This is a genomic window from Rhodopseudomonas palustris BisB18, from assembly GCF_000013745.1.
GTDB classification, from domain to species: Bacteria; Pseudomonadota; Alphaproteobacteria; order Rhizobiales; family Xanthobacteraceae; genus Rhodopseudomonas_A; species Rhodopseudomonas_A palustris_F.
This window is the reverse complement of record NC_007925.1, coordinates 3,769,666-3,796,370: the sequence shown is the minus strand read 5'-3', so window position 1 is coordinate 3,796,370 and position 26,705 is coordinate 3,769,666. Positions and strand designations below refer to the sequence as shown.

The following is a 26,705-nucleotide window of genomic DNA, read 5'->3' as shown; positions in this document are numbered from 1 at the left end:
ATCCGCAGCTCCAGAGCGTATAATTTCGCTGCAGTCACGGTGGGTCCGATGTCGATGTTTGCCAGCAAATTAACCTTCGCTGTCGTCGTGACGCTTGGTCTTAGCGCTGGCGTCGCGCAGGCCCAGGTGGCGCCGGTGCGCTATTGGCTTCCGGGCGGGCTGTTCGGCTTCGGCGGCAATGCCACCACGAGCGTCGACAGCTACAGCAATTTTCCGAGCTTCGACGCCAATGCCGCCGGCGGCGGCGCCGATTGGCGCGACAATTTTCCGACCGGCCCGTTTCTGCGCGGCGAGAGCGGCAGCCTCAGCCTGAGCGGGCTCGGCCAGACCAGCGCCTTCGGCAGTTTCGGCGCGCTCAACTATGACAGCACGCAGTTCGGCTACGCCTTCAAAGGCGCCGGCGGCTTGCCGGTCAAGGTGTTCGCCGGATTCGACAGCCTGAAATACGACTCCGACGTGCTGCGGCCGCTGACGCCGTTGAGCAGCGATGCCGGCACGCCGGCGGCCTACAGCGCCAATGTCGGCTTCGAAATTCAGCCGGCGGCCAATCTCAGCCTGTCGTTCGGCGCCGGCTACACCCAGCAGCAATCCGGCCGCCTCGATAGCGACATCAACTCGCGGCTGCTGCCCGGCGAGTCGCCGTTGTTATTCGGCGGTCGCCGCTAGCAGCAGCGCGCATCGCATGAAGTCGTTCCGCAAGGAATTGTGGTTTCAAACCCCTGGCCGCCGGGCGTTCATCAACATCACGCCGGAGGTGACCGCCGCGCTGCACGACAGCGGCGTGCGCGAAGGGCTGCTGCTGGTCAACGCCATGCACATCACCGCCTCGGTGTTCATCAACGACGACGAGAGCGGGCTGCACGCCGACTACGAACTCTGGCTGGAAAAGCTCGCGCCGCACGAGCCGGTGGCGGGCTATCGCCACAACCGCACCGGCGAGGACAATGCCGACGCCCATATGAAGCGCCAGCTGATGGGCCGCGAGGTGGTGGTCGCGATCACCGACGGCAAGCTCGACTTCGGCCCGTGGGAGCAGATTTTTTACGGCGAGTTCGACGGTGGCCGGCGCAAGCGGGTGTTGATCAAGATCATCGGCGAATAGGGGCGCGACTACCACCAGCCGCGCGGGCCGGGGGCAAAGCCCGGGCCGCGGCGTTGCGGCACGGCGGGGCCCTGGTTGCGCTGGAAGAAGCTGAAGAAATCGTCGCCGTCGTCGCGCTCGGCCATCGCAGGCGCAGGCGCAGGCACGGTCGGCTTGCGGGTGATGAAGCCGCCCTGCGGCTGGTTGCTCAGCACCGCGACGAATTCGGTGCGATAGTTGGTCTCTTTGCTCAGCGGCTCGTCCGAGACCACGATCGAGGACCGCGGCATCGCGGTGACGCCGATCCGCGCAAGCTCGTCCTGCGGAAAGCTGATGCGGTCGAGCGCGGCTTTGGCGTCGTCGCCATGATCGATCGTCACCGCGCTCCAGCGCAGCCCGCTCTCGTCACGCGCCATCGCGGTGAACACGTGGGTGCCGATCGGCCGATCGGGATCGCGGATGCTGATCGGAATTTCGATGCTGGCGTCGAACACCTCGCCGCCGTCCGGCCACGGCTTATGGGTGTTGCGGCGGACGTACAGCGTCTGCGTCGCGCGGCTGATGTAGATCGACACCGGCTCCAGCGCGAGCTTGGCCTCGTTGGCCGCCGTCACGGCGGTGGCCTTGGCGGCGGCGGCGGACTTCGCGGCGTCCTTGGCCGCCAAGGCGGCGGCGCGCTTGGTCTCGGCGTCGGCGCGGGCGGCGTCGAGCTGCGCCGCGGCGTCCGCGGCGTTTTGCGCGGCGATCTGCTGCCGCTCGTCCAGTCGGGGCCTGTTCGGCTCGGTCGCGGCGGCGAGCGCCTTGTCGGCCGCCTTCAGCTGGGCATCGGCGCGCGCTTTGGCCTTCTCCAGCTTGCGCAGCGCCGCGGCGAGCGCGGATGCGTCGCGGCTTGCCGCGGCGTTGGCCTTCTTGGCCGCCTCGGCGGTGGCGCTGGCCTCCGCGGCCTCGCGGCTCAGCATCTCGGCGCGCGCCGGCGCCGTCGCCAGCGCCTCGGCCTTCGGCGTGAACAGGGCCGGGTGGGCGAACGACACCGGCGCTGCGTCGTTCGGCGCGACGATCACCCGCATCCCGATATTGGTCTTGTCGAACAGTTTTTCGGCAAAATCATACGGCATCCGCACGCAGCCGTGCGAGGCGGCGTAGCCCGGCAGCGGGCCGCCGTGCAGCGCGATGCCGTTCCAGGTGATGCGCTGCATGTTCGGCATCCAGGCGTCGTCATACATCGTCGAATGGTGGTCCTTGTCCTTCTCGACCACCGCGAACACCCCGGCCGGGGTCTCGCGCCCGGTGGTGCCGGTGGAGACCGGCGCCCGCAAGATCCAGCCGTCGGCGTCGTAGACCGTGACCTTCTGCGCGGAGATCGACACGATCGCCATGATCGGCTCGCCGGCCGGGCGCGGCGCCGCGGTCTCGGTCGGCGCCGGCGCGCGGGCCCGCTTGGCGGCGGCGTCCCCGGTGAGCGCCGCGAACGCCAGCAGCGCCGCCAGCGCCACAATCGCCGGCGTCTTGTAGCGCTGCATCAGGCCGCCTTGCCCCGTCGTCAATCGATCGCCCACGTCCTGCCCCGCTTGAAATACCGCGCCGGTTCCGCATCGGCGCACGATGCTCCGAACCGCCGGCGCGCGCCTGCGAATCCCTCATATAGGACACCCCGGGCAGGAGGAAGGGCGGGTGCGGCCGAAATGCGGCATCGCGTCGGTTCGCCGCGCGCGAGCGCACAAGCCGGGCGTTGCGACCCAAGCCGCGGCGAATTACGCTGCCATGATCCGCCCTGACGCATGGGTTGGCCGGCGATGGTGTTGTCCTGGGTACGGAACCTGCTGACCGGGCGCGACCAGGACGCTCACGCGGCCGCCGATTGGGACGCCAAATACGGCACCGAGACCGGCGCGGCCGTCACGCTCGAGAGCCTCAGCATCGGCCACGACAGCCGCCGGTTCGGCGAGCGCTACCAGGCCAGCGATCCCGCCGTCTTGCATGACGCCGTCGCCTTCATCGGGCTGCAGCCCGCCGACTACACCTTCATCGATCTCGGCTGCGGCAAGGGCCGGATGCTGATCGTCGCCGCGGAACTCGGATTCAAATCCTGCGTCGGCGTCGAATTCGCCGACGAGCTGGCGCGCCTGGCCGCGCGCAACGTCGCGGCCGCCGCATTCAGCAACGTAACAATCGTGCATGGCGATGCGGGAAACTACGCATTCAACGAGCAGCCGTTCGTGCTGTATATGTTCAATCCGTTCTCGCGCCAGGTGATGGCGCGGGTGCGTGACAATCTTCTGAAACTGAACCGGGCGAATTACTGCATCGTCTACAAGAACGCGCGCTGGCGGCAGCTGTTCGACGACCTGCCGACGCTGCGCTACCTCGGCTCGCCGCCGGCGCACCGGGCCGGCGTGTTGGGCGTGCATATTTGGCTGCCGCGGCGGGGATCAGCCGTCGATGCGCCTTGAAACCTCGTATTGACGCGGACGCGCAGCGCCCGATGGTCGTTTTGAGACATCTTTTGCCGCGGATGAGGTCCTATTGAGGGATCTCTCATGCCACGGGCGGGATCGCCATCCAGCAACGGCGCAAACGTTGCGATCGACCGAACCAACGGGAACACGATGATCCAGATCGCATACACCAGCACCGCGGCGGAGCCGATGACGACGGAACAGCTGATCGCGCTGCTGCAGCAATCGTTCAAGAACAACACCGCTTCCGGTGTGACCGGCATGATGCTGTACGGCAACGCCACCTTCCTGCAGGCGCTGGAGGGCGAGGAGAGCGTGGTCGATGCGCTTTACGAGAAGATCAGCAAGGACCCGCGCCACAGCAGCATCGTCGTCCTGCACCGCAAGACCATCGCGCGCCGGCAATATGCCGATTGGACCATGGCGTTCAAACGCGTCTCCGGCGGCGCGTTGCAAGGCATCGACGGCTTGCGGGATTTTGCCGAAGCGGATTTCAATGCCGACTATCTGAAGCGGAACACCGCGGTGGCGGAAAATCTCATGAGCCACTTCGGCTCCTGGGATCCATTGCTGCGCGAACTGGAAGACAAAGACCGCCACATCGCAGACCTGAAACAGGCGCTCGCCGATGCCAGAAGCCGTATCGAAGTGGCGAGCCTGGTGCTCGAGGGCCTCGCCGACGCCGGCCGCAGCAACAGCCTGAGCGAGCGGCATTTGAAGCTGTGCGAACTCGCACGGGAGACGCTGGGAAAGGCTTGAGCGGATGCGGAGAGGATCCGCGCGTAGCCCGAATGAGCGCAGCGATATGCGGGGTTTCGCCGCAAAGCGAGAAATTAGACTGCCGCTTTGCTCAACCGGTCGACAATTGATACATTGCGCGGAGATCGGAGTAGCCCGGATGAGCGAAGCGATATCCGGGGCGATTGGGCGGGTCGATGGTTCGGTATCGCCGAAATGGCCTTCCTGGCGGCCGCTATTTCTTCACCGTGACGCTGGCGGATCGCCGGTCGACGGTGTTGGTCGATCGTGTCGCGGAGCTGCGCACGGCGTTCCGCGCGGCTCGCCGTGAACGGCCTTTCGCGATCGACGCGATCGTGATCCTGCCGGATCATCTGCATGCTATCTTCACCCTGCCATCGGACGACGCTGACTATTCCGGGCGATGGCGACGCATCAAGGGGCATTTCAGCAGCGCGTTGATCGCGGCCGGGGTGCGGTTGAAACGCCGGCCGAACGGCGATCTCGCGTTGTGGCAAAGCCGTTTCTGGGAGCACACGATCCGCGACGAGAACGATTTCGCCCAGCATATCGATTACGTCCATTTCAACCCGGTCAAGCATGGCTTGGTGCCGCGGGTGGTCGATTGGCCGCATTCGTCGTTTCATCGTTACGTGGGGGAGGGGCTACTGCCGGCAGACTGGGCCGGCTATGCCCGCGACATCGGCGGCGACTTCGGCGAGCGGTGCGGCGACTAAAGCAGGTCGCATGGGAGTAGCCCGCATGAGCGAAGCGATATGCGGGGCTGCGCCGCAACGCGCGCGACCCGGGTATCGCTGCGCTCACCCGGGCTACGGCTTGCTACGGCTTGCTGCGCGCCCCCCGGAATTTCGAGATTGTTCTGCGGGCGCTCTCACCCGGCGCGAGATTCCGGGTTCGCGATCGCGCGCCTTCGGCGCCGATCCGCGCCCCGGAATGACGACAAACTCGTAGGCAGTAGCCCGCATGAGCGCAGCGAGCGGTGCGGCGACTAAGCAGGTCGCATGGGAGTAGCCCGCATGAGCGCAGCGATATGCGGGGCCTGGCCCCATAAGCAGCCGTAGGGTGGGCAAAGCGTCCGCCCTCGCTCGCAGAGCGACGGCGGAGGCGTGCCCACCATGGTGCCGCGAAGTGATGCGATACTCCGGCAGACCCCACGTGGGCACGGCGCAAGAGCGCCTTTGCCCACCCTACGCGCTACGGCTTGCTTCGCGCGATTCGTGGCGAGGACGGCGGCGCCGAGTCTCTGGGGGAGGCCTTCAGGATCGCGGCCACCTTGGCGGCAACCTCATCGAGGGTCGCCGTGAGCCGATTGATCTGCGAGATCGTTGCCGCCATCTCCGGTCCGTACCGCGTTACGACATACTCTCTGTTGCCGGTCATCGCCGACAGATGCGCCGCCGTCCGCTTTCGTAACAGAAGGCCGCTTGCGATCGCCAGTGCGGTCCGCGCGGCGAGATCGTGCTGCAGCGCCCTGATCTGGCTCCTTTCGTGCCCCTTGATGATCAGCAACGCGTTCAGATACAACTCGATCGCGTGGATGGCCGATAGTCGGCAAGGCGCGTGGGACAGCGGGGCTCCACGTCGTCCGAGTTGCAGCAGCACATGCGCCGCTTTCCTGTATTCCTCCGCCAAGCAAAAAATCTGCTCGGCTGTGGCCGACCCGCCTGGATACATTTTTGAAGTTTCGGACAATTCGACCGATTCCGATTAGTCGGGCTACTTGCGGATGATGCCAGGAAGCGGTCAAGAAAGATTGAATGGCGTCAGCAAAAAGTGGGTCGGGCAGCGCGTAGCCGGTTGGCGGCATTTCGATGAAATGGCGGATTACGATGACGCTAACCCGCCCTCCGGGCTACAGCTTGTTAGCAACATAGGGTGATGTCTGTACGCTATCCAGGGGAGAAATATCTCCAGAAATTAACAGCTAGACTCACAAGAGCAACACCCCAGCCCGCCCTCAGAATTGTGGTGGATTTCCCAGCAACTTCGATGGTTCGAAGATACAAGAAGCCTCCAACGATAAGGCCGTAGTTATGTTTGAATTCGCTAAGGCGCGATGCGACCTCCACAAGGTCAGAGCGTTTCCTCGCTTCAATCGCATTCTTTGACTCAATAATCTCTGCGTCTGTAACATCTGACTGCTCAGAAGTTGTAGATTTAGGCAACAGGCGATCGCTCACCGACTTTGTTGTCTTGCAAGATTTGGACATTTTTGAACCTTGCGGGAGGAGCCCCGCCCTAATTGGCCCGCGTCTTTAGCGATGCCATCTGTGGGTTGCGCCTCTGCTCTACCGTCAGGAAGTAGTCCGCATGAGCGCGGCGATATGCGGCATTTCCGACCGAGCAAGACCCGGGTGTCGCTACGGTCGCCTGGGCTACGTTTGCGGGGGGCGGAGACGTCGTTGACCAAGAGTGCGACATCGTCGCTATCGTCTAGTTCCTAAAAAAACTAGTGAAAAAATGGATGGCCATTGCCGCGAGCTTGTCCCAGTTATTCCTCAGAAAATTCCCAACCTCATTGGAAAAATGCGGTTTATCTTCCTCGAAGCGGATGATGATTTCTTTCACCTTCATAGGCAAAGTCCTTCCGTGGCGCGAAACGGCATGCGCAGCTGATTGACAATGTTCCTGGGGAAGGTGAGAACCCGATTGCAATGGTGAGGGTTCGCCTTCATCAGGGGTGGTGTAGTCTCGTAAACGGCATCAATCGGATACACCCGGAAAAGTTGTCGCGACAAAATTTTTATTCGGCCGGCGATCATCAACTGCGCTTCGCGCGATTCCGGCGAACTTCAAGACGTGTTGAAAAGTACTTCGACGCCGCATTTCCTCTTTAATTCATATACTTGTCTTGTGGGCAGATGGATCAAGTTTAGGGCCGCTGTGCACTCCTGCGGCTGTGAATAGCCGGCATAAGTATTCGTGCGATACATGCGTTGTTTAGAGTCTTTGGTGTCTAAGCATCATCAGCTCCGTCTTGACCGCGAATCGAGGCGCTGATTCCATATCTCCGGGGAGGCACCCCATGGTGGCGGTCGTCGTCGCTTTCTTCACTGGCGTGCTGACGTTTATTGGTCGTCCGTGGACAATTCGGAGCGGCTGATTGTCCGGGCTATTCGAGTAGCGCGCAGCCCGCATGAGCGGAGCGATACGCAGGGCCGCGCCGCAACGAGCAACACCCGGGTATCGCTGCGCTCACCCGGGCTACACCCCTTCGTCACCGCTTGACAAAACCCCCATAGGACCATATCCCTATTCGCATCCCGTTCGCGAGGGGCGCTTCATGAGGCGTCTTGTGGTGGAGCGGGAGGCGGCGCCTGCGGGCGAGGGGAGGACGTGGCCCTTCGCACTCGGGACGCTCCGGGTCACCGTCCGGCCCCATTAGGAGGGTCTGCCACTTGCTGGCTGGCTGGACGCGGCACAGGCGAACGGCGGGAAACCGTCGGGATCAGTGGTGCGGAGTGCATCGCGCCGGTGCCCGGAAGCACGGTCCTGGAGCGCAAAATCGCCGCGGTGGAGCGCCGGAAGGCGTTGCCGCGGCCGCTCGCCGATGCGTCGGCGACCGCACCGCGGCCCCTCGACCATAGGCGCGCCTTTCGGCGCTCCGCCGCCCCTCATTGCTTCGAGGCGCGGCAAATTCCGCAAAACTCGGGCGCCGGCGCCGCGAGGCCGGCCGCGCTTGCCCGCCGTCCTTGCCGCCGTCATGGCCCGTCGCGGAGCGATTTCACCGTGACCCGGCCGGGCTTTTACGCTAACCACGGCCTTCCTCCGGAGCACCCAAATGAGCCGTCGCGTCAAGAAACCCCTCGCTAAACGCGGCTCCGGCAGCGAACGCGGCAAATCCGAGCGTCCCACGCGCGGCAAGGCGCCCACGCCGGGCGAGCGCGCCAAGGCCGGCCGCACCAACAGCGATCGCCCGATGAGCAAGCGCCCGCCGCGCGAGCGCTCCACCGAGCGCACCGAGCGCCCGCAACGCAGCGAGCGGGCCTTCGGGGAGCGCCCGCCGCGCGGCGAGCGTGCCGAGCGCCCGCAGCGCGCCGAGCGATCATTTGCCGAACGCTCCGATCGCCCGCAACGCACTGAGCGTTCCGAACGGCCGCAACGCGCTGAACGTTCAGAGCGGGCTTTCGGCGACCGCCCGCAACGCGCCGAGCGCGCCGAGCGATCGTTCGGCGAGCGCCCCGCCAAATCCGATCGTTCGCGGTCGGAGCGGCCGCAACGCGCCGATCGCCCCACCGCGGATCGTCCGCAGCGCGCCGAGCGATCCGATCGGCCGCGATCCGATCGCGCCGAGCGTTCCGAACGCCCGGCAAATTTCCGCCCCGGCAGCAAACCGCCGCGCGTGCCGCCGCGCACGCCTCGCCCCGAGCCGCGCCAAACGCCGCACATCGAGGAACCCGAGAAGCCGGTGGTGCCGGACGTGCCGTTGCCGACCAAGGTCGAGACCGTGGTGGTGTCGGCCGACGAGAACAACATGCGGGTCGATCGCTTTCTCGAGGCGCGCTATCCGGGGCTATCGTTCTCCCACATCCAGCGCATCGTCCGCAAAGGCGAGCTGCGCGTCGACGGCAAGCGCGCCGACAGCAAGGACCGGCTGGAAGAAGGCCAGACCGTGCGGATTCCGCCGCTCAAGCTCGACGCGCCGAAGGTCGGCACCGGCAATCTGTCCGAAGCCGAGCAGAAGACCATGGCGGCGTTGCGGGCGATGATCCTCTATGAGGACGCCGACGTCATGGTGCTGAACAAGCCGGCCGGGCTCGCGGTGCAGGGCGGAAGCGGCACCACGCGCCACGTCGACCTGATGCTGGAGGTGATGCGCGACGCCAAGGGCCAGAAGCCGCGCCTGGTGCATCGGCTGGACAAGGAGACCGCCGGCTGTCTGCTGATCGCCAAAACCCGCTTTGCCGCCACCGCCTTGACCGGCGCGTTCCGCGAACGCTCGGCGCGCAAAGTCTATTGGGCGCTGGTCGCCGGCGTGCCGAAGCCGAAGCAGGGCCGCATCTCGACCTACCTCGCCAAGGAAGAGAGCGAAGACGACACCATCATGCGGATCGCCGAGCATGGCGACGAGGGCGCCAGCCACGCGGTGACCTACTACGCGGTGGTAGAGACCTCGGCGAGCAAGCTCGCCTGGGTGTCGCTGAAGCCGGTGACCGGGCGCACCCATCAGCTGCGCGCCCATATGGCGCATATCGGCCACGCCATCGTCGGCGATCCGAAGTACTTCAACATCGAGAACTGGCAATTGCCCGGCGGGCTGCAGAACCGGCTGCACCTGTTGGCACGCCGCATCGTGATTCCGCATCCGCGCGGCGGCACCATCGACGTCAGCGCGCCGCTGCCGCCGCATATGCTGCAATCCTGGAACCTGCTCGGGCTGGAACACGACCGCTTCGATCCGATCGAAAACGCCCCGGAGGAGTAAGCGGCTTGCGCCATCGGGCCGGGATCACGACATGACAGCGATGAACAGATCGATTGCAATGTTGTGCGTATGCGTGGTGTTCGCCGGTCTCGGCGGCGTCGCGCAGGCGCAGATTCCGCCGGGCGCCGCGGTGCTCAGTCCGCCGCCGCCGCCCGCACCGCCGCCGCCGAAGATCGAGGTGCCGGTAGTGCCGCAGCTCGACGCCGCCCCGTCGCGCCCGACCGCGCCGGTGGCGCGGCGATCGTTTCACGACCGCGTGGTCGATTGCCTGGACGAGGGCGCCGCCGCGGGGCTCGGCCCCAACCAGCGCGCCGCCTATTCGCGCGCCTGCGCCAACCGCTGACGGATTTTTGCGATGCGTGAATTGTTCGACGAGGTGGCCGGCAAATCCCAACTCGATCCGCAGGAAGCGGTGCGCCGCTCGACCCGCGGGCCGCGGCCGAAGCGGTTCTATCAGAACGCGGGATTGGTCGAGGCCGAAGGCGGCTTTGCGATCACGCTCGACGACAAAGCGGTCCGCACGCCGTCGCGCGGTCACTTGATCGCGCCGAACCGCGCGCTTGCGGAGGCAATCGTCGGCGAATGGCAGGCGCAGCAGCAGTTCATCGAGCCGACCACGATGCCGCTGACCCGGCTTGCCAACAGCGTGATCGACGCGGTGACGACGCGCGTCGAGGCGGTGACCGACGACGTCGCCAAGTACTTCGAAACCGATCTGTTGTGTTATCGCGCCAGCTTCCCCGAAGGTTTGGTGGCGCGGGAGAGCGAGCATTGGGACCCGGTGCTGTTCTGGGCCGCCGAAACCTATAGCGCGCATTTCATCCTCGCTGAGGGCATCGTGCCTGTGCGCCAGCCCGACGCCGCGGTGGCCGCGGTGCGCGCCGCGCTGCCGCAAGACCCCTGGGCGATCGCCGCGCTGCATATGGTGACCAGCATCACCGGCTCGGCGCTGCTGGCGCTGGCGCTGCATGATCGGTTCCGCGACGCCGACCAGGTCTGGGCCGCCGCCCATGTCGACGAGGACTGGAACATCGCCCAATGGGGCATCGACGAGGAGGTGGCGGCGCGGCGCGCGGCGCGCCAGGTCGATTTCAAGGCCGCCGCCGTGGTGCTGGCGGCGCTCCGCCCAAGCCCCGGTTAACGGCGGCTTTACGTCCGTTGGTTACGCTAAGTGTCAATTTCGCCTGGCGAAGTGAGCACCATGTCGATCGCGGTCAATTCGACGCTACCGATTATTGCCGCGCAAGGCACGAGCGACGCTGTGGCGTTGCAGCCGGGCACGGTGGTCACCGCGCGCGTCGTCAAAGTCGACGGCGACCAGGCCCAGATCAGCATCGGCCAACAGTCGCTCACGGTGCGCTCGGACGTCGCCTTGCAGGCCGGCCAGACGCTGCAGTTGTCGGTGTCGCAGAGCGCCGACGGCGTGCGGCTCGCGGTGCTGCCGCAGCCGAGCGGCGCGCAACTTAATCCGACCGCGGCGCAGTTGTCCGGCCATGCCGCAGCGCCCGATGCCGCGACCTTGGCGCCGGAGGCCGCGCTCAGCCTGGTGGCGGCACAACGGCCGGTGCCGAGCGTGGCGCTGCAGGCCGAACTCAGCGCCACCGAGACCGTCGCGGTTGCGACCGCGGCGCAACTCGCCGCCGCCAAGCAGGGCAGCCTCGCGACGCTGTTCGCCAATCTCGCCGCGGTCGATCTTTCAGCGTTGCCGCCGAAGTTGCAGGCCGCGGTGAACCAGCTCTTGGCGCAGCGCACCGCGCTCGATCCGGCATTGAGCGGCAACGACGTCAAGCGGGCGTTCCAGAGTTCCGGGCTGTTTCTGGAATCCGGCTTGGCGTCCGGCGCGGCCACGGCGACGCCGATCTTTGATCTGAAGGCCGCGCTGATCGTGCTGCGCCAGGTGCTGGCGACCGCGCTCGGCAACGCCGCCACGCAAGGCGCGGTGCCGACCCCGGCGTCGATGGAAGGCCGCCTGCAGGCCGCGGCGCTGGCGGCCTCGAACGGCGTCACCACGCCGGTGGTGGTCGCTGCGCCGACCATTGCGTCGACGGCGACGCCGATCGCCGATCTGATGGCGCAACAATTGGCGTCGCAAAAAGCCGCGGCGTCGCTCGAAACCACCATCGCGGGACTGCAAACCACCACGCCGGTTGTCGTGCCGGCGGCGACTGCGGCCGAGGCCGGGGCGCGCAGCGCCGCGAGCAACGCCGCGCTCAACGTGTTGCAGGAAGCGCTGCAGGCCAATCCGCTGGCGGCCGGCCAGGTTGCCAAGCTGCTGTCCGGCAACGCCGCGATGCTGTCGCTGCTGCCGCTGGTGACCGGCACGCGGCTGTCGCCGGCGACCGAAGAGGAACTCGCGCTGCGCGGCAACGCGCTGCCGCCGCCGATCCGCGGCGCGTTGCCGACGGTGCAGCCGGTCGCGCCGGCTTCGCTGATCTCGCACGAGCCGTTCGCCGCCAGTGCGCGGCATTTGTTCTCCGACACCGACGCCGCGATCGCGCGGCAGACGCTGCTGCAAATCGCCTCGCTGCCGGATCGCCTCGATCCTGCGGTGGCGCGGACCGACCCGGCGACGGCGCGCTGGAATTTCGAGATTCCGTTCGTCACCGCGCAAGGCACCGCTGTGGCGCAGTTCGAGATCTCGCGGGAGCAGCAGGACAGCGAGGTCGATGCGGCGAAGCGGGTGTGGCGGGCGCGGTTTTCGCTCGACGTCGAGCCGGCGGGGCCGGTGCACGCGCTGATCTCGCTGGTCGGCGACAAGACGTCGGTGCGGATGTGGGCGGAGCGGCCGGCCACCGCCGCGCAACTGCGCGCCGGCAGCGCCGAACTCAGCCGCGCGCTCAGCCGCGCCGAATTGCAGCCCGGCGACATCGTGATCCGCGAGGGCGCGCCGACCCAGCCGCCGGCCGCGGCGGCCGGCTACTTCCTGGACCGCGCGCTATGACCGCGCAGGGCCCCAACCAGATCGCCGTCGCGCTGCACTACGACAGGACCGGCGCGCCGACGGTGATCGCCAAGGGCAAGGGCGCGATCGGCGCCAAGATCGTCGAGGTGGCACGCGCCCACGACATTCCGATCGAGGAGAACGAGATTTTGGCCGGCGCGCTATCCAAGGTCGAAATTGGTGACGAGATTCCGCAGGAGCTCTACAAGGCGGTCGCCGAAGTGCTGGTGTTCGTGCTGCGGCTGTCGGGCCGGGTGCGCTGAGCGCAGCAAGTCGGTAGCGATCAGCGACAGACTCATGCATCGGAGGCGATCAGCAGAGCCGAGCGTTCTCGTGTGCGCCGATCGGATTCAATTGAATCGATTCCTATTCAATGGCGCCGACAGCTTCGCGCAAGCGCTGCCATCGTTTCACCACGATACGTCGCGCATCGTGCGCCATCGCAACTCACCAGGTGTCGCCTTGCTCAATCGTCGTCATGCCATCGGCCTGTTCGCGGCCACCGCCGTCGCTCCGTTGTCGGCGCGCGCCGAAGTCGCGCCGCCGCGCAGCGAGATCCGCGTCGCGCTGGCCAAGCGTTTCGCCGATGTCGGCACCGCGGGCACCTTCGTCGGCTACAAGACCGAGGACTATCTGATCATCGCCAGCGATCCCGATCGTTCCGGGCAGGGCTTCCACCCGGCATCGACCTTCAAAATCGCCCATTCGCTGATCGCGTTGGAGACCGGCGTGGTCGCCGATCCCGACAAGGACGTGTTCAAGTGGGACGGCGTGACGCGCGACATCGAAGGATGGAATCGCGATCACACGCTGCGCTCGGCGATCGCCGCCTCCGCGGTGCCGGTGTATCAGGAGATCGCGCGTCGGATCGGCGCGGAGCGGATGCAGAAGCATCTCGATCTGTTCGACTACGGCAACCGCAACATCGGCGGCGGCATCGATCAGTTCTGGCTCACCGGCGAGCTGCGGATCGATCCGATCCAGCAGATCGATTTCGTCGACCGGCTGCGGCGCGGCGTCTTGCCGATCTCGGCGCGCAGCCAGGATCTGGTCCGCGACATCCTGCCGGTCGGCAAGGTCGGCGATGCGCTGATTCGCGCCAAGACCGGGCTGCTCGGCGCCGAAATCGGCAAACCGACGCTGGGCTGGCTGGTCGGCTGGGCCGAGAAGGGCGGCGCGCACACCGTGTTCGCGCTCAATCTCGACATTCGCGAGCCGCGCCACGTCGCTCTGCGCATGGCGCTGGCCGAGCAATGCCTCGGCGATATCGGCGCGATCTGACCGGCCAGGCTGACGGCGCATCGAGACGATGTCGGCCATCGTCAGCGCCCGGATGCCGCCGGTTACCGTGACAGCGGCGGCTCGCAACCATAGGCAGCGTAGCCGGATAGGTAATTCCCCACTTGCAGACCCCGTGTTAGAAGCCCGCCAATCTTGGGCGCCGGCCGTCAAACCGGGCCAGCCCAGCACCTCACGACATCCCACGAAAGCGGTCTGGAGCTCATGAAAGACATCCTGGAATCTCTCGACGAACGCCGCACGGCAGCCAAACTCGGCGGCGGCAAGAAGCGCATCGACGCGCAACATACCCGCGGCCGGCTGACCGCGCGCGAGCGCATCGACCTGTTGCTCGACAAGGGCTCGTTCGAGGAAACCGACATGTTCGTCGAGCACCGCTCGGTCGAATTCGGCATGGAGAAATCCAAGATCCCCGGCGACGGCGTGGTCACCGGCTGGGGCACCGTGAACGGCCGCAAGACCTTCGTGTTCGCCAAGGACTTCACCGTGTTCGGCGGCTCGTTGTCGGAAACCCACGCGCAGAAGATCTGCAAGATTCAGGACATGGCAATGAAGGCGCGGGCGCCGATCATTGGCCTGTACGACGCCGGCGGCGCGCGCATCCAGGAAGGCGTCGCCGCACTGGCCGGTTACTCCTACGTGTTCCGCCGCGTGGTGCAGGCCTCCGGCGTGATCCCGCAGATCAGCGTGATCATGGGCCCCTGCGCCGGCGGCGACGTCTACGCCCCGGCGATGACCGACTTCATCTTCATGGTGAAGAACACCAGCTACATGTTCGTCACCGGTCCCGACGTGGTGAAGACCGTGACCAACGAAGTGGTGACCGCGGAAGAACTCGGCGGCGCCAGCGTGCACGCCACGCGCTCGTCGATCGCCGACGGCGCGTTCGAGAACGACGTCGAAACCTTGCTGCAGATGCGCCGGCTGCTCGATTTCCTGCCGTCGAACAGCGCCGACGGCGTGCCGGAATGGCCGAGCTATGACGACATCGAACGCGTCGACATGTCGCTCGACACCCTGATCCCGGACAATCCGAACAAGCCCTACGACATCAAGGAACTGATCCTCAAAGTGGTCGACGAGGGCGACTTCTTCGAGCTGTCCGACGCCTTCGCCAAGAACATCGTCACCGGGTTCGGCCGCTTAGCCGGCCGCACCGTCGGCTTCGTCGCCAACCAGCCGATGGTGCTGGCCGGCGTGCTGGATAGCGACGCCTCGCGCAAGGCGGCGCGCTTCGTGCGGTTCTGCGACGCCTTCAACATCCCGATCGTCACCTTCGTCGACGTGCCGGGCTTCCTGCCGGGCACCGCGCAGGAATATGGCGGGTTGATCAAGCACGGCGCCAAGCTGTTGTTCGCCTATTCGCAATGCACCGTGCCGCTGGTCACGGTGATCACGCGAAAAGCCTACGGCGGCGCGTTCGACGTGATGGCCTCGAAGGAAATCGGCGCCGACATGAACTACGCCTGGCCTTCCGCGCAGATCGCCGTGATGGGCGCCAAGGGCGCGGTGGAGATCATCTTCCGCAAGGACATCGGCAACGAAGAGAAGATCGCGGCGCGCACCAAGGAATACGAGGACCGCTTCCTGTCGCCGTTCGTCGCCGCCGAGCGCGGCTACATCGACGACGTCATCATGCCGCATTCGACCCGCCGCCGCCTGGTCCGCGCGCTCGCCATGCTGCGCGAGAAGAAGGTCGAGTCCCCGGTGAAGAAGCACGACAATATTCCGATGTAAGCGAAAGGAACCGGCGCTGTCGATGAACGCGAGTTCACGACAGCGCCAAATTCCGTAGAAATCGGCGGCGGAGTCGCCTATGTTTGGCCCATGACCGACGACCTCAAAAAGCTTCTCGAAGCCGCAAGGACGGCTAGACCCAGCCCTGAGCACCGCGAACAGCAGCGGCGCAGCTTTGTCTATGGCAACACGCATTTCGAGAATGAATTGATTACCCGCGACATGGTCGATCGGGAGGCTGAGAACCTGGGCAAAGATGAGAAATGACAGGGACCGAGCGCGACCGGCGGGATAGCCGCGCGCTCGAACCTGAACTCATCAGCGATCCTCAAGCCAGGGCCGCCGCGGAGACGCGCAACGGGTTTCGGCAATACGATGCCGCCATCGGGGTGATCCACACCGCGCTGGAGCGTGGATCATTCAGGTTGCGGCCGTCGCTTATTCTCGGGCTGCACCGCGAGGCTTTGGCGGGCATCAGCTCTTACGCCGGAAATTATCGTCCCGGCGGCGTCGCTATCGAAGGAAGCAAGCACCAGCCGGTCGGCGCGCACCTCGTGCCGGAACTCATCGAAGACATGTGCGACTATGTCAACGAGCATTGGGACTTCAGCTCACCGATCCATCTTGCTGCGTATCTGATGTGGCGATTGAACTGGATTCATCCATTTGCCGACGGAAACGGTCGAACATCCAGGATGATTTCCTACGTCGTCCTGTCGATACGTGCTGGCACGTTACTTCCGGGGACTCCGACTATTCCCGATCAGATCGTCGATAATCGCATTCCCTATTTCGAAGCGCTCGACGCCGCAGATTTGGCTTGGCGGGAGGGGAGGCTTGATGTTTCCAAAATGGAGACGTTATTAGGATCGCTCTTGGCGCACCAATTGGCTGGATTCTATCGTTCGGTAGGCGGCAAATTGCCCGAATAGCCAACCCTGGTGAGCAAGCGTAGCCCGGATGAGCGGAAGCGATATCCGGGGCTAACACGCCCGCTGCATGTCGCTTCGCTCATGCAGCAAGCGTAGCCCGGATGAGCGAAGCGACATCCGGGAGAACGTCGCGCGACGCGGCCCCGCATGTCGCTGCGCTCATGCGGGCTACAGAGCGCTGACCGCGATCAGATGTGCTGGCGATCAACTATAGGACTATTCACCGAGCGAGGTGTCCCTGCCTCTCCAGCCAATCCTTCAGGACTCGAATTTTCTGTCCCTGATCGGGCCGGGCTGCTAGGCAGAGGCTGCTGTAGTAATTGTCGTTCACCACCTGCGTGAAAGATCGGCCTTCCTTTCGGGAAAGGATCACGTAGGGCAGAACGTCCGGGTCGTTGACCCATAGCGAGTACTCAGCTTCCGACATGCCGAGGTAGTCGCGCAAGCTGGTGTCCGATGGCGCGCTGTGCCAGCGATCAACGAAGTCATCGATCTCGTCGACGAGCGCGTGTCCTGCCAGGCAAAGCTCGATGAAGCTTCCGGTTTGGATCTCAGACATCGATCGTTCTCCCTCGCACGGCGTCCTTGATGAGTTCTCCCGTCAACGGATCGAGCGCTCCCAGATGTTTGCCTCGAGCGTTGAAGACCTCGATTTCGCCGTGCAAGCCGTCCCAGGTGTAGAGCCGCTTGCCGTCCTGGCTTCGCCATCGTCTTTCACCGTGAACGGCGCCGAGCGGCTCAAGACCATCGAGAAAGCAAGGCTTAGGGATCGGCTTGGCCACGAGCCACTCATTTCACAAAGACCCTAAGCCATTATGCCACGAATTGCCGGGCTCGTGGGGCAGAAGATGACATTAATTCGCGCACCAGATCTTCCCGCCTCAGCCGAGTCGCATCGACAGTTCGACATCCTCGGCGAACGGCGTCGACAGATAGCCGCGCTTGGGCGAGCGGACGCGGGCGAGATAGTCCGGGCTCCAGTCGGCGTTGTCGGCGAGGATCAGCGCGCCGGGCCGCAGCCGGGGCTCGAGCAGGTCGAGCACCGCCGGATAGAGACCCTTGGCGCCGTCGAGCAGCACGAGATCGATCTGATCCGGCAGATCGCGCGCCAGCGTTTCGAGCGCGTCGCCTTCGCGAAGCTCGATCAGGTCGGACAGCCCGCCGGCTGCGAAGTTGGCGCCGGCGTGCGCTACTTTTGACGGCTCGAACTCGCTGGTGATCAGCCGTCCGCCGCCATTGTCGCGCAAGGCTGCTGCGAGGTGCAGGGTCGAAATGCCGAACGAGGTGCCGAATTCGACGATGCTGCGCGCGGCGGTCGAGCGCGCCAACATGTAGAGCAGCGCCGCGGTCTGCCGCGACACCGCCAGATGCGCATCCTTCATGCTGGCGTAGAGCGCGCGGTAATCGGTCTTGCTCGCCATCATCGCCGCGCGCTCGTGCTCCGGCATCTGCATGACGGTCGAGCGCAGCGCGGCGGTGGTCGCCTCGGCGTCGGCGAACAGACGGTCGAGCAGGGGGGCAAGCGGTGCGTTCAACAGCGTCGTCATCAGGTCGTCTCCGGAGAGGTGGGCCGCGACTTGCGCGTTGCCGGAAAATACGTTGAAATAGTCGCATTCTCAATTCGCGTTCCCCAAGAGGGCCATGACCACTCCCGCAACACCTTGTATCTCCGGACGAAAACAGCCAAAACAGCAACGCTCGCGGCAGCTCGTGGCGGGCGTTCTGGTGGCGGCAGGTCGCGTTTTGGCGCGCCACGGCGCCCGTCGTTTCACCGCCGCGCGGGTCGCCGAGGAAGCCGGCATCAGCGTCGGCTCGCTCTACCAATATTTTCCCAACAAGGAGGCGATCCTGTTCCGGCTGCAGGCCGATGAATGGCAGCAGACCGGCGGGCAACTCGTCGGCATCCTCGCCGATCCGTCGCATCCGCCGTTGCGGCGATTGCGCTTGGCGGTTCGCGCCTTCGTTCGCTCCGAATGCGAGGAGGCGCAGATGCGCGTTGCGCTCGGCGACGCGGCGCCGCTGTACCGCGACGCCCCTGAAGCGCGCCAGCTTCGTCTCGCGGTTACAAAGACCGCCAGAGCTTTCATGCGCGAGGCGCTGCCTGGCGTTCCGCAGGCCGAGCGACTGGTGGCAGCCGATGTCATCATGATGGCGATGGCAGCGGTGGGGAAGCAGCTCTCGGAAACCGGATACGGCTCTGCGGCGATCGACGCCCGAGCGCGCGCATTGAGTGAGATGTTCTGCGCCTACCTTGAAACCATCCGCGCCAAATCCGGCAAAGCCGCCAAATCCGGCAAAGCCGGCAAAGCCGCCAAGTCCGGCAAAGCCGCCAGGCCCGGTAAAGCCGCCAAGTCCGTTGGGGTCACCGCGTCCGGCAGCTCATCGCGGCCCTCGATCAAAAAACCCCGCACGGCGCGCAGCAAGGCGTCGTAGGACGCGCCACAAAGAACCCCGCTGGCGCGGGGTTCTTCGTCGTTCGTGGCGGCCGATCAGTAACGGCAGCGGCCGTAACGGCAGGGCGGCGGGCCGCGGCGCACGATCACCGGCGGGCGAACATAGGCCCGCGGCGCGACCACCACCGGGCCGCGGCGATACATCGGGCGGCAGCGGCCATAGGGTCCGCGTGCCCAGCCGGGTCCGCAGCCCTGCGCCACCTGAATCACGCCGGCCGCGTCGGCTGCGGCAAGCGGCGCCAGCGGCATCGCGTTGGCGCTTCCCAGGCCGGCAAGGCCGACGGCAAACATGGCGGCTGCAAAGATCGTCTTCATAGTCTCTCCCTTTCTTCGGCCCGCGTCGCGGGCGCCACAACCTGACCGACTCCGTCGTCACCGTAAAGCTTCTCAACGCGAGCTGGCGACGTGCGCGCGCAACAAAGCAGTTTCTCCGTGAATGCCGAATGAATGTCGCATCTCTTCGCGTGGCTTTCGTTGCCCTGCGACGCGGCGTCGCTGCAAGCGAAGCGGGTTCGCACGTGGCCGATTCCCTGCGGCGCGGCGCGCGGGGGAGCCGCGATGCTGCGCCGCAGCGTTTGTCGGGCTTCAAAGGACGAATGCGATTGATCAGCCCCGTGGTTCGGCACGTGTTACTTCGCCAGGAACTGCAGCATCAGCTGATCGAATCGCTCGGGCTGCTCGAGGAACACCAGATGCCCGGCGTCGGCCAGGACCTCGGCGCGCGCGTTCGGCATCCGGGCGGCGAGCGCCTTGGCCAGTTCCGCATTCTGCCCCATCTTCGGCCGCAGCGCCTCCGGCGCGCTGGGCTTGCCCGGCGCGTTGTGGTCGTCAGCGCCCATCACGAACAGCGTCGGCACCGTGATCAGCGGAATCTCGTGCACCACCGGTTCGCGATAGATCATCTGCGCTGAGGCTGCGAAGGCGTGCAGCCAGCGCGGATAGTCGGCGGCGCCCTTGATGTTGAAACGCGCGTCGATGAACGGCGTCACCTGGTCGGGCGGCAGCTTCAGCGCGTAATTGGTCTCGAGCTGCTTGCGGTAGCCCTCCGCGGTCAGTTTGTCCTCGGTCTCGATGATGGTCTCGGTCGGGGTCGGCGGTACATAGAGCCGATAGTCCTCGAGGCCGATCGGCGCGGCCAGCAGCAGATGCGCGATCCGCTCGGGAGTGGCGCGGGCGATCCGCACGCCGAGCATGCCGCCCAGCGAATGCGCCACGATGTCGACCTTGCCGAGTTGCAGATGGTCGAGCAGCGCGATGCTGTTGCGGGCCAGCGTGTCGAAATGCAAGTCGCCGGCCGGCTTGGAGGATTTGCCGAAGCCGATCTGGTCCGGCACCACCACGCGGTAGCCTTGCTCGCTCAAGGTCCTGATCACCGGCGCCCAATAGCTCGACGGGAAATTCCGGCCGTGCAGCAGCACCACGGTGCGGCCGTTCGGCTGCGTCGGGGCGACGTCCATATAGGCCATCCGCAGCTGTTCGCCGTCGTTGACGAGCGGCAGCAACTGCACCGGGTGGGGATAGGCGAAGCCTTCCAGGTCGATGCCGTAGGGTTCTCGCGCGGCGTCGCCGGCCGCCGGCGCAGGGCTGGGCGACAGCAGCAGCAGCGTTGCGATGATGGCGGGCAACAACCGACGGGGCATCGTGGTCTCCGGCACGGTTCGGCGAGCCGCCGCCCCAGCGCGGCGCGGCATGGCAGGGAGACGCGCATCGCGGCGCATCGTTCCGTGCCGGGTTTCGCCGCCGTCCCGCCGCTGTGACTTTTGACGCAGGTCAATCCGCGAATCGGTGGCGTTATGCGCAATGGTCAAGTCTGGGGACGGAGACGATATGGCCGCGTTGTTGTTTTTCATCGCTCTGGCGCTCGGCGGCGCGGCGATGCTGTTTCGCTATGCCCATGCCGAAGTGCGTTACGGGACGTCATGGGCGGTCGATGTGTGTTCGGCGTCGAACTTGTTTTGCGGGCACTCGGATTATCTGGCCTATGCGGCGGGTGGCATCCTGGTGCTGGCGGTCGGCGCCGGACTGGGGCGCGCGCTGACCCGGGACTAAATCGCCGGTTCGCGCCGCGAGATTGCGAACCGTCGTCAGGCCTATGCGCGATCGGCGATGAGGACGCCGGTGTTCGCACAAAGGCTGGGGTCCGCGTCATGGCGTCGGCCGATGAGTCGCGATATAAGCCGGCGATCCTCGGTGAGAGCGGACGACCGCGAGATGACAATCCCTTGGCTTTATTTCGGGCTCACGCTGGGCATCAGCCTGCTGGTTTCGGCGTTCGGCTTCGCCCGGGTCTACTACTTCGTCAGCGTGTGTTACGCAGGCTCGATCGCCGCGCAGAGCGTGGTCGCGGCGCTGGTGTTTCAGGACAGCATTTCGGGCTGGGCGCTGCTGCAAGTGCTGCTGCTGTTCGCCTATGGCGTAAGGCTGGCCGGATTCCTGCTGCTGCGGGCGCGCAGCCCGGCCTACCAGAAAGAACTGGCCGCCATCGAGGCGCGCACCGCCAAGGTCACCGAGGCGCAGAAGCGGTGGATCTGGTTCGGCGTCAGCCTGCTGTTCGCGCTGCTGTTCTTGCCTGCCCTCTTGGCGCTGTCGGCGCAGGAGCAGGGCCTCGCGGTGGCCTCGCTGCCATTCGGCGTTGCGGTGATGCTCGCGGGGCTGGGGCTGGAGAGCTGGGCGGACTGGCAGAAATATCGCTTCAAGGCAGCCAATCCGACGCGGTTCTGCGACGTCGAACTGTACCGCGTCGTGCGCTGCCCGAACTATCTCGGCGAAATGCTGTTCTGGTTCGGGGTGTGGCTGTCGGCGGTGTCGGCCTATCAATCGGCGCTGATGTGGATCCTGACCAGCATCGCGCTGGTCTATATGCAGCTGTTGATGGTGGGCGCGGCGCGCAGCGTCGAATTGAAACAGGACGAACGCTACGGCGCGCGGCCGGACTACCAGGAGTATGTGCGCAGCGTGCCGATCCTGTTTCCCTGGCTGCCGGTGTATTCGCTGCGCAAGCTTAAGTTTTTGGTGCACTGAGCGGCGACCCCTCGGCGCTCAGGCTCTTTGCCTGTTGCAGGCAATCCACGCCAAGGCGGACGCCTTGCGGCGCCCGCCTATTGTTCCGCCGGCCGATTCCGTCAGCGTGCCGGAGCCGCGCTGCCGTTGCCTGGCGAGGCCGGCTGTTGCGTCGGGGCGCTGCCGGTGGTCGTACCCGGGCTGCTATTGGGCGCAGGCGCCGTTTGCGACGCGGTCGTCGGATCGTTGGATGATACGTTCATCCCATAATACAACGCGCCGACCAGAATCACCACCGCGGCAGCGAATGCGGCAATCCGCCCGCCGCTCATGCGGCCGCCGGAAACCGAGGTGTCCGCCTGAAGTTCCTGATCGAGGCGCATCGCGCGTTCGGTTTCCGCGGGATCGCGGCGATAGGGATCGTTCGGTGAATTCTGCTGTTCGGCCATGCTGGCTCCTCCTCGTTGCAGTTGTGGGACAACCAACGCCGAACGCCATCGGTTCCGGAACCCGGCCCAGTTCCGCTGCACGAATCGTCGCAGGCTGAAACATCCGGCGAGTCCGAGCACGGCGCTTGCGACCCGCGACAGATTGTTGCTCGACGTCCGGTGCGGCCCCATCCCGCGGCAATTTCGTTCCACGGAAACGCCACGAAATTGCGTTGGCGAACGCCGCGCCGCGTTCCGATTATTGTGATGCGCGGTCGTGAAATTCCGACATAGAGTGCTTAGAACAAGTTTAAGCGGCGAAACAGCCGCCCCAAGGCGCATGAGGGTGGAATGGGTTTGAACCAAGGTGCGATCAGTCTCGATCAGAAATACACCCAAGGCTCGGGACACATCTTCCTCACCGGGATCCAGGCGCTGGTGCGGCTGCCGATGGCGCAGATCCGCCGCGACCGCGCCATGGGCCTCAACACCGCGGGCTTCGTCACCGGCTATCGCGGTTCGCCGCTCGGCGGCTACGACCAGCAACTGATCGCTGCGCGAAAGCATCTCGAACAGTACAACGTCAAGTTTCAGCCCGGCGTCAACGAAGACCTCGCCGCCACCGCGATCTGGGGCACGCAACAACTCAATTTGTCGCCCGGCGCGCGCCATGATGGCGTGGTCGGGATCTGGTACGGCAAGGGGCCGGGGGTCGACCGCTGCGGCGACGTGTTTCGGCATGCCAACGCCGCGGGTTCTGCCAAGCACGGCGGCGTGCTGTGCCTCGCCGGCGACGACCACGGCGCCAAATCCTCCACCGTGCCGCACCAGTCCGACCACGCCTTCATGGCGGCGTTGATGCCTTATCTCTATCCGTCGTCGATCCACGAGATCATCGAGATGGGCCTGTTAGGCATCGCGATGTCGCGCTATTCCGGCTGCTGGGTCGGCATGAAGGTGATCACTGAGACGGTGGAGACCACCGCCGAGATCAACCTCAACGACGAGATGACGCCGTTCATCATCCCCTCGGATTTCCAGATGCCGCCGGGCGGATTGAATCTGCGCTGGCCCGACGACCGCTTCGATCAGGACCGCCGGCTGCAGGACTACAAGGGTTTTGCCGCGATCGCTTTCGCGCGCGCCAACAAGATTAATCGCGTCACCATGGATAGCCCGAACGCGCGGTTCGGCATCATGGCGTCGGGCAAGAGCTACGAGGACACCCGCCAGGCGCTGCGCGAACTCGGCATCACCGAACAGGTGGCGGCGCGGATCGGGCTGCGGCTCTACAAGATCGGCATGCCGTGGCCGCTGGAGCCGCAGGGCGTGCGCGATCTCGCCCACGGGCTGGAAGAGATCTTCGTGGTCGAGGAACGCCGCGAGATCGTCGAGAACCAGGTCAAGCAGGCGCTGTTCAACGCGCCGGACGGCGCGCGGCCGCGCATCGTCGGCAAGATGGACGATCGTGACCATCGCTTCCTGCCGTTCGCCGACGAACTCAGCGTCGCCAAGGTGGCGACCTCGCTGGTCGACCGGCTGCTGGCGATGCAGATCGATCCCGAGATCGCGGCGTTGTTGCGCGCCAAGGCGGACTGGTTTCACGGCCGCGACGCCTCGCAGGTGCAGGCGGTGGTGCCGATCACCCGCACGCCGTATTTCTGCTCCGGCTGTCCGCACAACACCTCGACCAAGGTGCCGGAAGGCAGCCGGGCGCTGGCCGGGATCGGTTGCCACTTCATGACGCTGTGGATGGACCGCTCGACCTCGACCTTCACCCATATGGGCGGCGAGGGCGTGCCGTGGACCGGCATCGCGCCGTTCACCGACGAAAAGCACATCTTCGCCAATCTCGGCGACGGCACTTACTTCCATTCCGGCAGTCTGGCGATCCGGCAGTCGATCGCGTCAAAAGCCAACATCACCTACAAGATCCTCTACAACGACGCGGTGGCGATGACCGGCGGTCAGCGCCACGACGGCGACCTGTCGCCGCAGCAGATCACCTTCCAGCTGCACAGCGAAGGCATCCGCGAGATCGTTCTGGTGTCGGAGAATCCCGACGGCTATCCGGCAGCCAGCATCGCGCCGGGCACCAAGCTCGCGCATCGCGACGAACTCGACACCGTGATGAAGACGCTACGCGAGGTGAAGGGCGCCTCCGCGATCGTGTTCGTGCAGACCTGCGCCGCGGAGAAGCGCCGGCGCCGTAAACGGGGGACGCTGGAGGATCCGCAGCGCCGCGTGGTGATCAACGCCGCCGTCTGCGAAGGCTGCGGCGATTGCTCGGTGCAGTCGAACTGCATTTCGGTGGAGCCGTTGGAAACCGCGCTCGGCCGCAAGCGCGTCATCAACCAATCGAGCTGCAACAAGGATTACTCCTGCCTGAAAGGCTTCTGCCCGTCCTTCGTCACCATCGAAGGCGGCAAATTGCGCCGCCGCGCCCCGGTCGATCTGGCTGACTTTGGTGAACTGCCGGAGCCGGCCGCGCTGCCCACGCTGGCGCGGCCCTACAACGTCGCGGTCGGCGGCGTCGGCGGCACCGGCGTGTTGACCATCGGCGCGCTGCTCGGCATGGCGGCGCATATCGAGGGCAAGGCCTCGATGATCCTCGACATGTCGGGGCTGGCGCAAAAAGGCGGCGCGGTGCTCAGCCATGTGCGGCTGTCCGGCAGTCCGGACGACGTCACCTGTTCGCGGATCGTCACCGGCACCGCGGATCTCCTCATCGTCGCCGACGAGGTGATGGCGATTTCCAAGGATACGCTGTCGTTGTGCGAGCCCGGCCGCACCCACGGCGTCGTCAACACCCACCTGATCCCGATCGCGGATTTCATCCGCAACCGCGATTTCGATTTCCAGAATAGCAAGGTCAATGGCGTTTTGGCCGCAGCGCTGCGCAAGGAGTCCGCGTTCATCGACTTCACCAAGGCGGCGGAAGCGCTGCTCGGGGATTCGATCGCCACCAACATGATGATGATGGGCTTTGCCTATCAACGCGGGTTGTTGCCGCTGCAAGCCGCCTCGATCGAGCAGGCGATCGAGTTGAACGGCGTCTCGATCAAGATGAACAGCCAGGCGTTCAAGCTCGGGCGGCTGGCGGCAGCCGATCCGGCGCGGCTTGCCGCGATGCTGCACGGCGCCGACGACACCGTGGCCGAGAAGACGCTGGAGGAGATGTCGCTCGACGAGATCATCGTGCATCGCAGCGCGATGCTGACCGATTACCAAAACGCCAAGCTCGCCACGCGCTATCGCGCGCTGGTCGATGAGGTCCGCGACGCAGCCGAGCGCGGCGGCTATGGCGAGGCGCTGCCGCGCGCGGTGGCGATCAACTATGCCAAGCTCTTGGCCTACAAGGACGAGTACGAGGTGGCGCGGCTATTGACCGACAAAGCCTTCGAACACAGCATCCATGAGCGGTTCGAGGGCGACTACAAAGTCAATTTCCATCTGGCGCCGCCGATCCTGCCAGGGCTCGACGTCACCGGGCGGCCGAAGAAGCGGCAGTTCGGCGAAGCGATGCGGCCGTTGTTCAAGACGCTGGCGAAATTGCGCGGTTTGCGCGGCACGCCGTTCGACCTGTTCGGCTATCACCCCGAGCGCAAGCTCGAGCGCGACCTGATCGCCGGCTACGAACGGGACATAGCCACCGTGCTGCAGCGGCTGACACCGCGTACCGTCTCGTTCGCGGTGGAATTGTTGTCGCTGCCGGACCGCATCCGCGGCTACGGCCCGATCAAGGAGAAGGCGGTGCAGGACGCCAAGGCGCGCTACGCCGAACTCGCCCGCGAGATCGCCGATCCGCCGCCGCTGCCGTTGCCGCAACTCGCCGCGGAGTAGCAGGGCGGGCTATGCCGAGCCGCCAAGGGCGGAGCCTGCTACGCGCATCGTGGCCTCGGAGAATTTGGTTCTGCAACTGGCGCAGCGCCGTCGCCCTTCGAGGCTCGCCGCTTTGTCGTCGCGGTTAGCAACGGCTTGGTGGCCGGCGAGCACCTCAGGGTGACGGCGAACAGAGGCCGTCCACAGTCCCATTCAACCTTGCAACAATCGCTCATTCAACCTTGCAACACTCGCGGCGTCATCCTGAGGTGCCCGAGCAACGCGAGGGCCTCGAAGGAGGATTGGTCTGCGCGGGCGTCGCTGCGCATTTCAACGCTGCGCTTGCCAAGTCTGCTCGCGTGGGCGACAAAA

25 protein-coding genes and 1 pseudogene are annotated in these 26,705 nt (G+C 65.5%); 18 read left to right on the top strand and 8 right to left on the bottom strand.

The annotated features are described in order from the left end of the window. The first annotated feature begins 48 nt into the window (after positions 1 to 48). Both RPC_RS17130 and RPC_RS17125 read left to right on the top strand, forming a co-directional pair. Entirely contained in the window at positions 49 to 666 is a 618-nt protein-coding gene (locus tag RPC_RS17130; protein ID WP_011473838.1) for a hypothetical protein, read from the top strand. Between the two features lie 16 nt (positions 667 to 682). After that, positions 683 to 1,102, top strand: coding sequence for a secondary thiamine-phosphate synthase enzyme YjbQ (locus RPC_RS17125; RefSeq protein ID WP_011473837.1), 420 nt, complete (start codon positions 683 to 685; stop codon positions 1,100 to 1,102). An 8-nt stretch (positions 1,103 to 1,110) separates the two neighbouring features. On the opposite strand, the gene RPC_RS17120 is transcribed toward RPC_RS17125, so the two are convergent. Next, entirely contained in the window at positions 1,111 to 2,601 is a 1,491-nt protein-coding gene (locus tag RPC_RS17120; protein ID WP_011473836.1) for a L,D-transpeptidase, read from the bottom strand. Positions 2,602 to 2,859: 258 nt separating this feature from the next. Between RPC_RS17120 and RPC_RS17115 the strand changes: the two genes are divergently transcribed. The 3 genes from RPC_RS17115 (at position 2,860) to RPC_RS17105 (ending at position 5,012) form a co-directional block, all read left to right on the top strand. After that, complete coding sequence (locus RPC_RS17115) at positions 2,860 to 3,531, top strand: class I SAM-dependent methyltransferase (RefSeq protein WP_415914733.1); 672 nt, start codon at positions 2,860 to 2,862, stop codon at positions 3,529 to 3,531. A gap of 156 nt (positions 3,532 to 3,687) precedes the next feature. Next, positions 3,688 to 4,296, top strand: a complete 609-nt coding sequence (locus RPC_RS17110) for a BLUF domain-containing protein (RefSeq protein ID WP_041801988.1) — start codon at positions 3,688 to 3,690, stop codon at positions 4,294 to 4,296. Between the two features lie 176 nt (positions 4,297 to 4,472). Next, on the top strand, positions 4,473 to 5,012 hold the full coding sequence (locus RPC_RS17105; protein ID WP_011473833.1) for an REP-associated tyrosine transposase: 540 nt from the start codon (positions 4,473 to 4,475) through the stop codon (positions 5,010 to 5,012). Positions 5,013 to 5,490: 478 nt separating this feature from the next. Here RPC_RS17105 and RPC_RS17100 read toward each other — a convergent pair whose 3' ends face one another. Next, the gene (locus tag RPC_RS17100) at positions 5,491 to 5,928 is read right to left on the bottom strand and encodes a hypothetical protein (protein ID WP_415914732.1); all 438 of its coding nucleotides are present in this window, start codon (positions 5,926 to 5,928) and stop codon (positions 5,491 to 5,493) included. 2,287 nt (positions 5,929 to 8,215) lie between these two features. Here RPC_RS17100 and RPC_RS17095 point away from each other — a divergent pair. The 9 genes from RPC_RS17095 (at position 8,216) to RPC_RS17060 (ending at position 16,630) form a co-directional block, all read left to right on the top strand. Further along, the gene (locus RPC_RS17095) at positions 8,216 to 9,721 is read left to right on the top strand and encodes an RluA family pseudouridine synthase (RefSeq protein WP_011473831.1); all 1,506 of its coding nucleotides are present in this window, start codon (positions 8,216 to 8,218) and stop codon (positions 9,719 to 9,721) included. 31 nt (positions 9,722 to 9,752) lie between these two features. Continuing rightward, the gene (locus RPC_RS17090) at positions 9,753 to 10,064 is read left to right on the top strand and encodes a hypothetical protein (RefSeq protein WP_011473830.1); all 312 of its coding nucleotides are present in this window, start codon (positions 9,753 to 9,755) and stop codon (positions 10,062 to 10,064) included. Positions 10,065 to 10,076: 12 nt separating this feature from the next. Next, complete coding sequence (locus RPC_RS17085; protein ID WP_011473829.1) at positions 10,077 to 10,862, top strand: ATP12 family chaperone protein; 786 nt, start codon at positions 10,077 to 10,079, stop codon at positions 10,860 to 10,862. A gap of 60 nt (positions 10,863 to 10,922) precedes the next feature. Then, positions 10,923 to 12,662 (top strand): flagellar hook-length control protein FliK, encoded by a 1,740-nt coding sequence (locus tag RPC_RS17080; protein ID WP_011473828.1) that lies wholly within the window; start codon positions 10,923 to 10,925, stop codon positions 12,660 to 12,662. Continuing rightward, positions 12,659 to 12,925, top strand: a complete 267-nt coding sequence (locus tag RPC_RS17075; RefSeq protein WP_011473827.1) for an EscU/YscU/HrcU family type III secretion system export apparatus switch protein — start codon at positions 12,659 to 12,661, stop codon at positions 12,923 to 12,925. The genes RPC_RS17080 and RPC_RS17075 overlap by 4 nt, the downstream gene beginning before the upstream one ends. A gap of 199 nt (positions 12,926 to 13,124) precedes the next feature. Continuing rightward, positions 13,125 to 13,943 carry a penicillin-binding transpeptidase domain-containing protein gene (locus tag RPC_RS17070; RefSeq protein ID WP_011473826.1) on the top strand — a complete coding sequence of 273 codons (819 nt, stop codon included), beginning with the start codon at positions 13,125 to 13,127 and terminating at the stop codon, positions 13,941 to 13,943. Between the two features lie 222 nt (positions 13,944 to 14,165). Further along, positions 14,166 to 15,698: an acyl-CoA carboxylase subunit beta gene (locus RPC_RS17065; RefSeq protein ID WP_011473825.1), complete on the top strand. Its 1,533-nt coding sequence runs from the start codon at positions 14,166 to 14,168 to the stop codon at positions 15,696 to 15,698. A gap of 90 nt (positions 15,699 to 15,788) precedes the next feature. After that, a complete protein-coding gene (locus tag RPC_RS26530) occupies positions 15,789 to 15,965 on the top strand; it encodes a hypothetical protein (protein ID WP_167532081.1) in 177 nt (58 codons plus the stop codon). Further along, positions 15,962 to 16,630 (top strand): Fic family protein, encoded by a 669-nt coding sequence (locus RPC_RS17060; RefSeq protein ID WP_011473824.1) that lies wholly within the window; start codon positions 15,962 to 15,964, stop codon positions 16,628 to 16,630. Before RPC_RS26530 ends, RPC_RS17060 begins: the two co-directional genes overlap by 4 nt. Positions 16,631 to 16,850: 220 nt before the next feature. On the opposite strand, the gene RPC_RS17055 is transcribed toward RPC_RS17060, so the two are convergent. From RPC_RS17055 to RPC_RS17045, 3 genes are all read right to left on the bottom strand, one after another. After that, entirely contained in the window at positions 16,851 to 17,189 is a 339-nt protein-coding gene (locus RPC_RS17055) for a hypothetical protein (protein WP_041801986.1), read from the bottom strand. Continuing rightward, positions 17,182 to 17,412 carry a colicin E3/pyocin S6 family cytotoxin gene (locus RPC_RS17050; RefSeq protein WP_041801984.1) on the bottom strand — a complete coding sequence of 77 codons (231 nt, stop codon included), beginning with the start codon at positions 17,410 to 17,412 and terminating at the stop codon, positions 17,182 to 17,184. Before RPC_RS17050 ends, RPC_RS17055 begins: the two co-directional genes overlap by 8 nt. A gap of 99 nt (positions 17,413 to 17,511) precedes the next feature. Then, the gene (locus tag RPC_RS17045) at positions 17,512 to 18,177 is read right to left on the bottom strand and encodes an O-methyltransferase (protein WP_011473822.1); all 666 of its coding nucleotides are present in this window, start codon (positions 18,175 to 18,177) and stop codon (positions 17,512 to 17,514) included. A gap of 94 nt (positions 18,178 to 18,271) precedes the next feature. On the opposite strand from RPC_RS17045, the pseudogene RPC_RS17040 reads away from it, so the two are divergent. Continuing rightward, a pseudogene (locus RPC_RS17040) lies at positions 18,272 to 18,898 on the top strand (TetR family transcriptional regulator); the annotation flags it as partial. Positions 18,899 to 19,119: 221 nt separating this feature from the next. On the opposite strand, the gene RPC_RS17035 reads toward RPC_RS17040, so the two are convergent. Continuing rightward, the gene (locus tag RPC_RS17035; RefSeq protein ID WP_011473820.1) at positions 19,120 to 19,398 is read right to left on the bottom strand and encodes a GCG_CRPN prefix-to-repeats domain-containing protein; all 279 of its coding nucleotides are present in this window, start codon (positions 19,396 to 19,398) and stop codon (positions 19,120 to 19,122) included. A 314-nt stretch (positions 19,399 to 19,712) separates the two neighbouring features. Beyond that, positions 19,713 to 20,723 carry an alpha/beta fold hydrolase gene (locus tag RPC_RS17030; protein ID WP_011473819.1) on the bottom strand — a complete coding sequence of 337 codons (1,011 nt, stop codon included), beginning with the start codon at positions 20,721 to 20,723 and terminating at the stop codon, positions 19,713 to 19,715. Positions 20,724 to 20,910: 187 nt separating this feature from the next. Here RPC_RS17030 and RPC_RS17025 point away from each other — a divergent pair, with 187 nt between their 5' ends. Next, entirely contained in the window at positions 20,911 to 21,132 is a 222-nt protein-coding gene (locus tag RPC_RS17025; protein WP_011473818.1) for a hypothetical protein, read from the top strand. 162 nt (positions 21,133 to 21,294) lie between these two features. Then, the gene (locus tag RPC_RS17020) at positions 21,295 to 22,104 is read left to right on the top strand and encodes a DUF1295 domain-containing protein (protein WP_041801980.1); all 810 of its coding nucleotides are present in this window, start codon (positions 21,295 to 21,297) and stop codon (positions 22,102 to 22,104) included. Positions 22,105 to 22,205: 101 nt separating this feature from the next. Here the strand turns inward: RPC_RS17020 and RPC_RS17015 are convergent, their stop codons facing one another. Beyond that, complete coding sequence (locus RPC_RS17015; RefSeq protein ID WP_011473816.1) at positions 22,206 to 22,532, bottom strand: hypothetical protein; 327 nt, start codon at positions 22,530 to 22,532, stop codon at positions 22,206 to 22,208. 330 nt (positions 22,533 to 22,862) lie between these two features. On the opposite strand from RPC_RS17015, the gene RPC_RS17010 reads away from it, so the two are divergent. Next, complete coding sequence (locus RPC_RS17010) at positions 22,863 to 26,354, top strand: indolepyruvate ferredoxin oxidoreductase family protein (protein WP_011473815.1); 3,492 nt, start codon at positions 22,863 to 22,865, stop codon at positions 26,352 to 26,354. Positions 26,355 to 26,705 lie beyond the last annotated feature (351 nt).

Bases quoted from the DNA above. Each gene is read 5' to 3' on its own strand.
- RPC_RS17130 (WP_011473838.1), top strand. From the start codon at position 49: ATGTCGATGTTTGCCAGCAAATTAACCTTCGCTGTCGTCGTGACGCTT.
- RPC_RS17125 (WP_011473837.1), top strand. From the start codon at position 683: ATGAAGTCGTTCCGCAAGGAATTGTGGTTTCAAACCCCTGGCCGCCGG.
- RPC_RS17120 (WP_011473836.1), bottom strand. From the start codon at position 2,601: ATGCAGCGCTACAAGACGCCGGCGATTGTGGCGCTGGCGGCGCTGCTG.
- RPC_RS17115 (WP_415914733.1), top strand. From the start codon at position 2,860: ATGGGTTGGCCGGCGATGGTGTTGTCCTGGGTACGGAACCTGCTGACC.
- RPC_RS17110 (WP_041801988.1), top strand. From the start codon at position 3,688: ATGATCCAGATCGCATACACCAGCACCGCGGCGGAGCCGATGACGACG.
- RPC_RS17105 (WP_011473833.1), top strand. From the start codon at position 4,473: ATGGTTCGGTATCGCCGAAATGGCCTTCCTGGCGGCCGCTATTTCTTC.
- RPC_RS17095 (WP_011473831.1), top strand. From the start codon at position 8,216: ATGAGCAAGCGCCCGCCGCGCGAGCGCTCCACCGAGCGCACCGAGCGC.
- RPC_RS17090 (WP_011473830.1), top strand. From the start codon at position 9,753: ATGACAGCGATGAACAGATCGATTGCAATGTTGTGCGTATGCGTGGTG.
- RPC_RS17085 (WP_011473829.1), top strand. From the start codon at position 10,077: ATGCGTGAATTGTTCGACGAGGTGGCCGGCAAATCCCAACTCGATCCG.
- RPC_RS17080 (WP_011473828.1), top strand. From the start codon at position 10,923: ATGTCGATCGCGGTCAATTCGACGCTACCGATTATTGCCGCGCAAGGC.
- RPC_RS17075 (WP_011473827.1), top strand. From the start codon at position 12,659: ATGACCGCGCAGGGCCCCAACCAGATCGCCGTCGCGCTGCACTACGAC.
- RPC_RS17065 (WP_011473825.1), top strand. From the start codon at position 14,166: ATGAAAGACATCCTGGAATCTCTCGACGAACGCCGCACGGCAGCCAAA.
- RPC_RS26530 (WP_167532081.1), top strand. From the start codon at position 15,789: ATGACCGACGACCTCAAAAAGCTTCTCGAAGCCGCAAGGACGGCTAGA.
- RPC_RS17060 (WP_011473824.1), top strand. From the start codon at position 15,962: ATGACAGGGACCGAGCGCGACCGGCGGGATAGCCGCGCGCTCGAACCT.
- RPC_RS17055 (WP_041801986.1), bottom strand. From the start codon at position 17,189: ATGTCTGAGATCCAAACCGGAAGCTTCATCGAGCTTTGCCTGGCAGGA.
- RPC_RS17045 (WP_011473822.1), bottom strand. From the start codon at position 18,177: ATGACGACGCTGTTGAACGCACCGCTTGCCCCCCTGCTCGACCGTCTG.
- RPC_RS17035 (WP_011473820.1), bottom strand. From the start codon at position 19,398: ATGAAGACGATCTTTGCAGCCGCCATGTTTGCCGTCGGCCTTGCCGGC.
- RPC_RS17030 (WP_011473819.1), bottom strand. From the start codon at position 20,723: ATGCCCCGTCGGTTGTTGCCCGCCATCATCGCAACGCTGCTGCTGCTG.
- RPC_RS17025 (WP_011473818.1), top strand. From the start codon at position 20,911: ATGGCCGCGTTGTTGTTTTTCATCGCTCTGGCGCTCGGCGGCGCGGCG.
- RPC_RS17020 (WP_041801980.1), top strand. From the start codon at position 21,295: ATGACAATCCCTTGGCTTTATTTCGGGCTCACGCTGGGCATCAGCCTG.
- RPC_RS17015 (WP_011473816.1), bottom strand. From the start codon at position 22,532: ATGGCCGAACAGCAGAATTCACCGAACGATCCCTATCGCCGCGATCCC.
- RPC_RS17010 (WP_011473815.1), top strand. From the start codon at position 22,863: ATGGGTTTGAACCAAGGTGCGATCAGTCTCGATCAGAAATACACCCAA.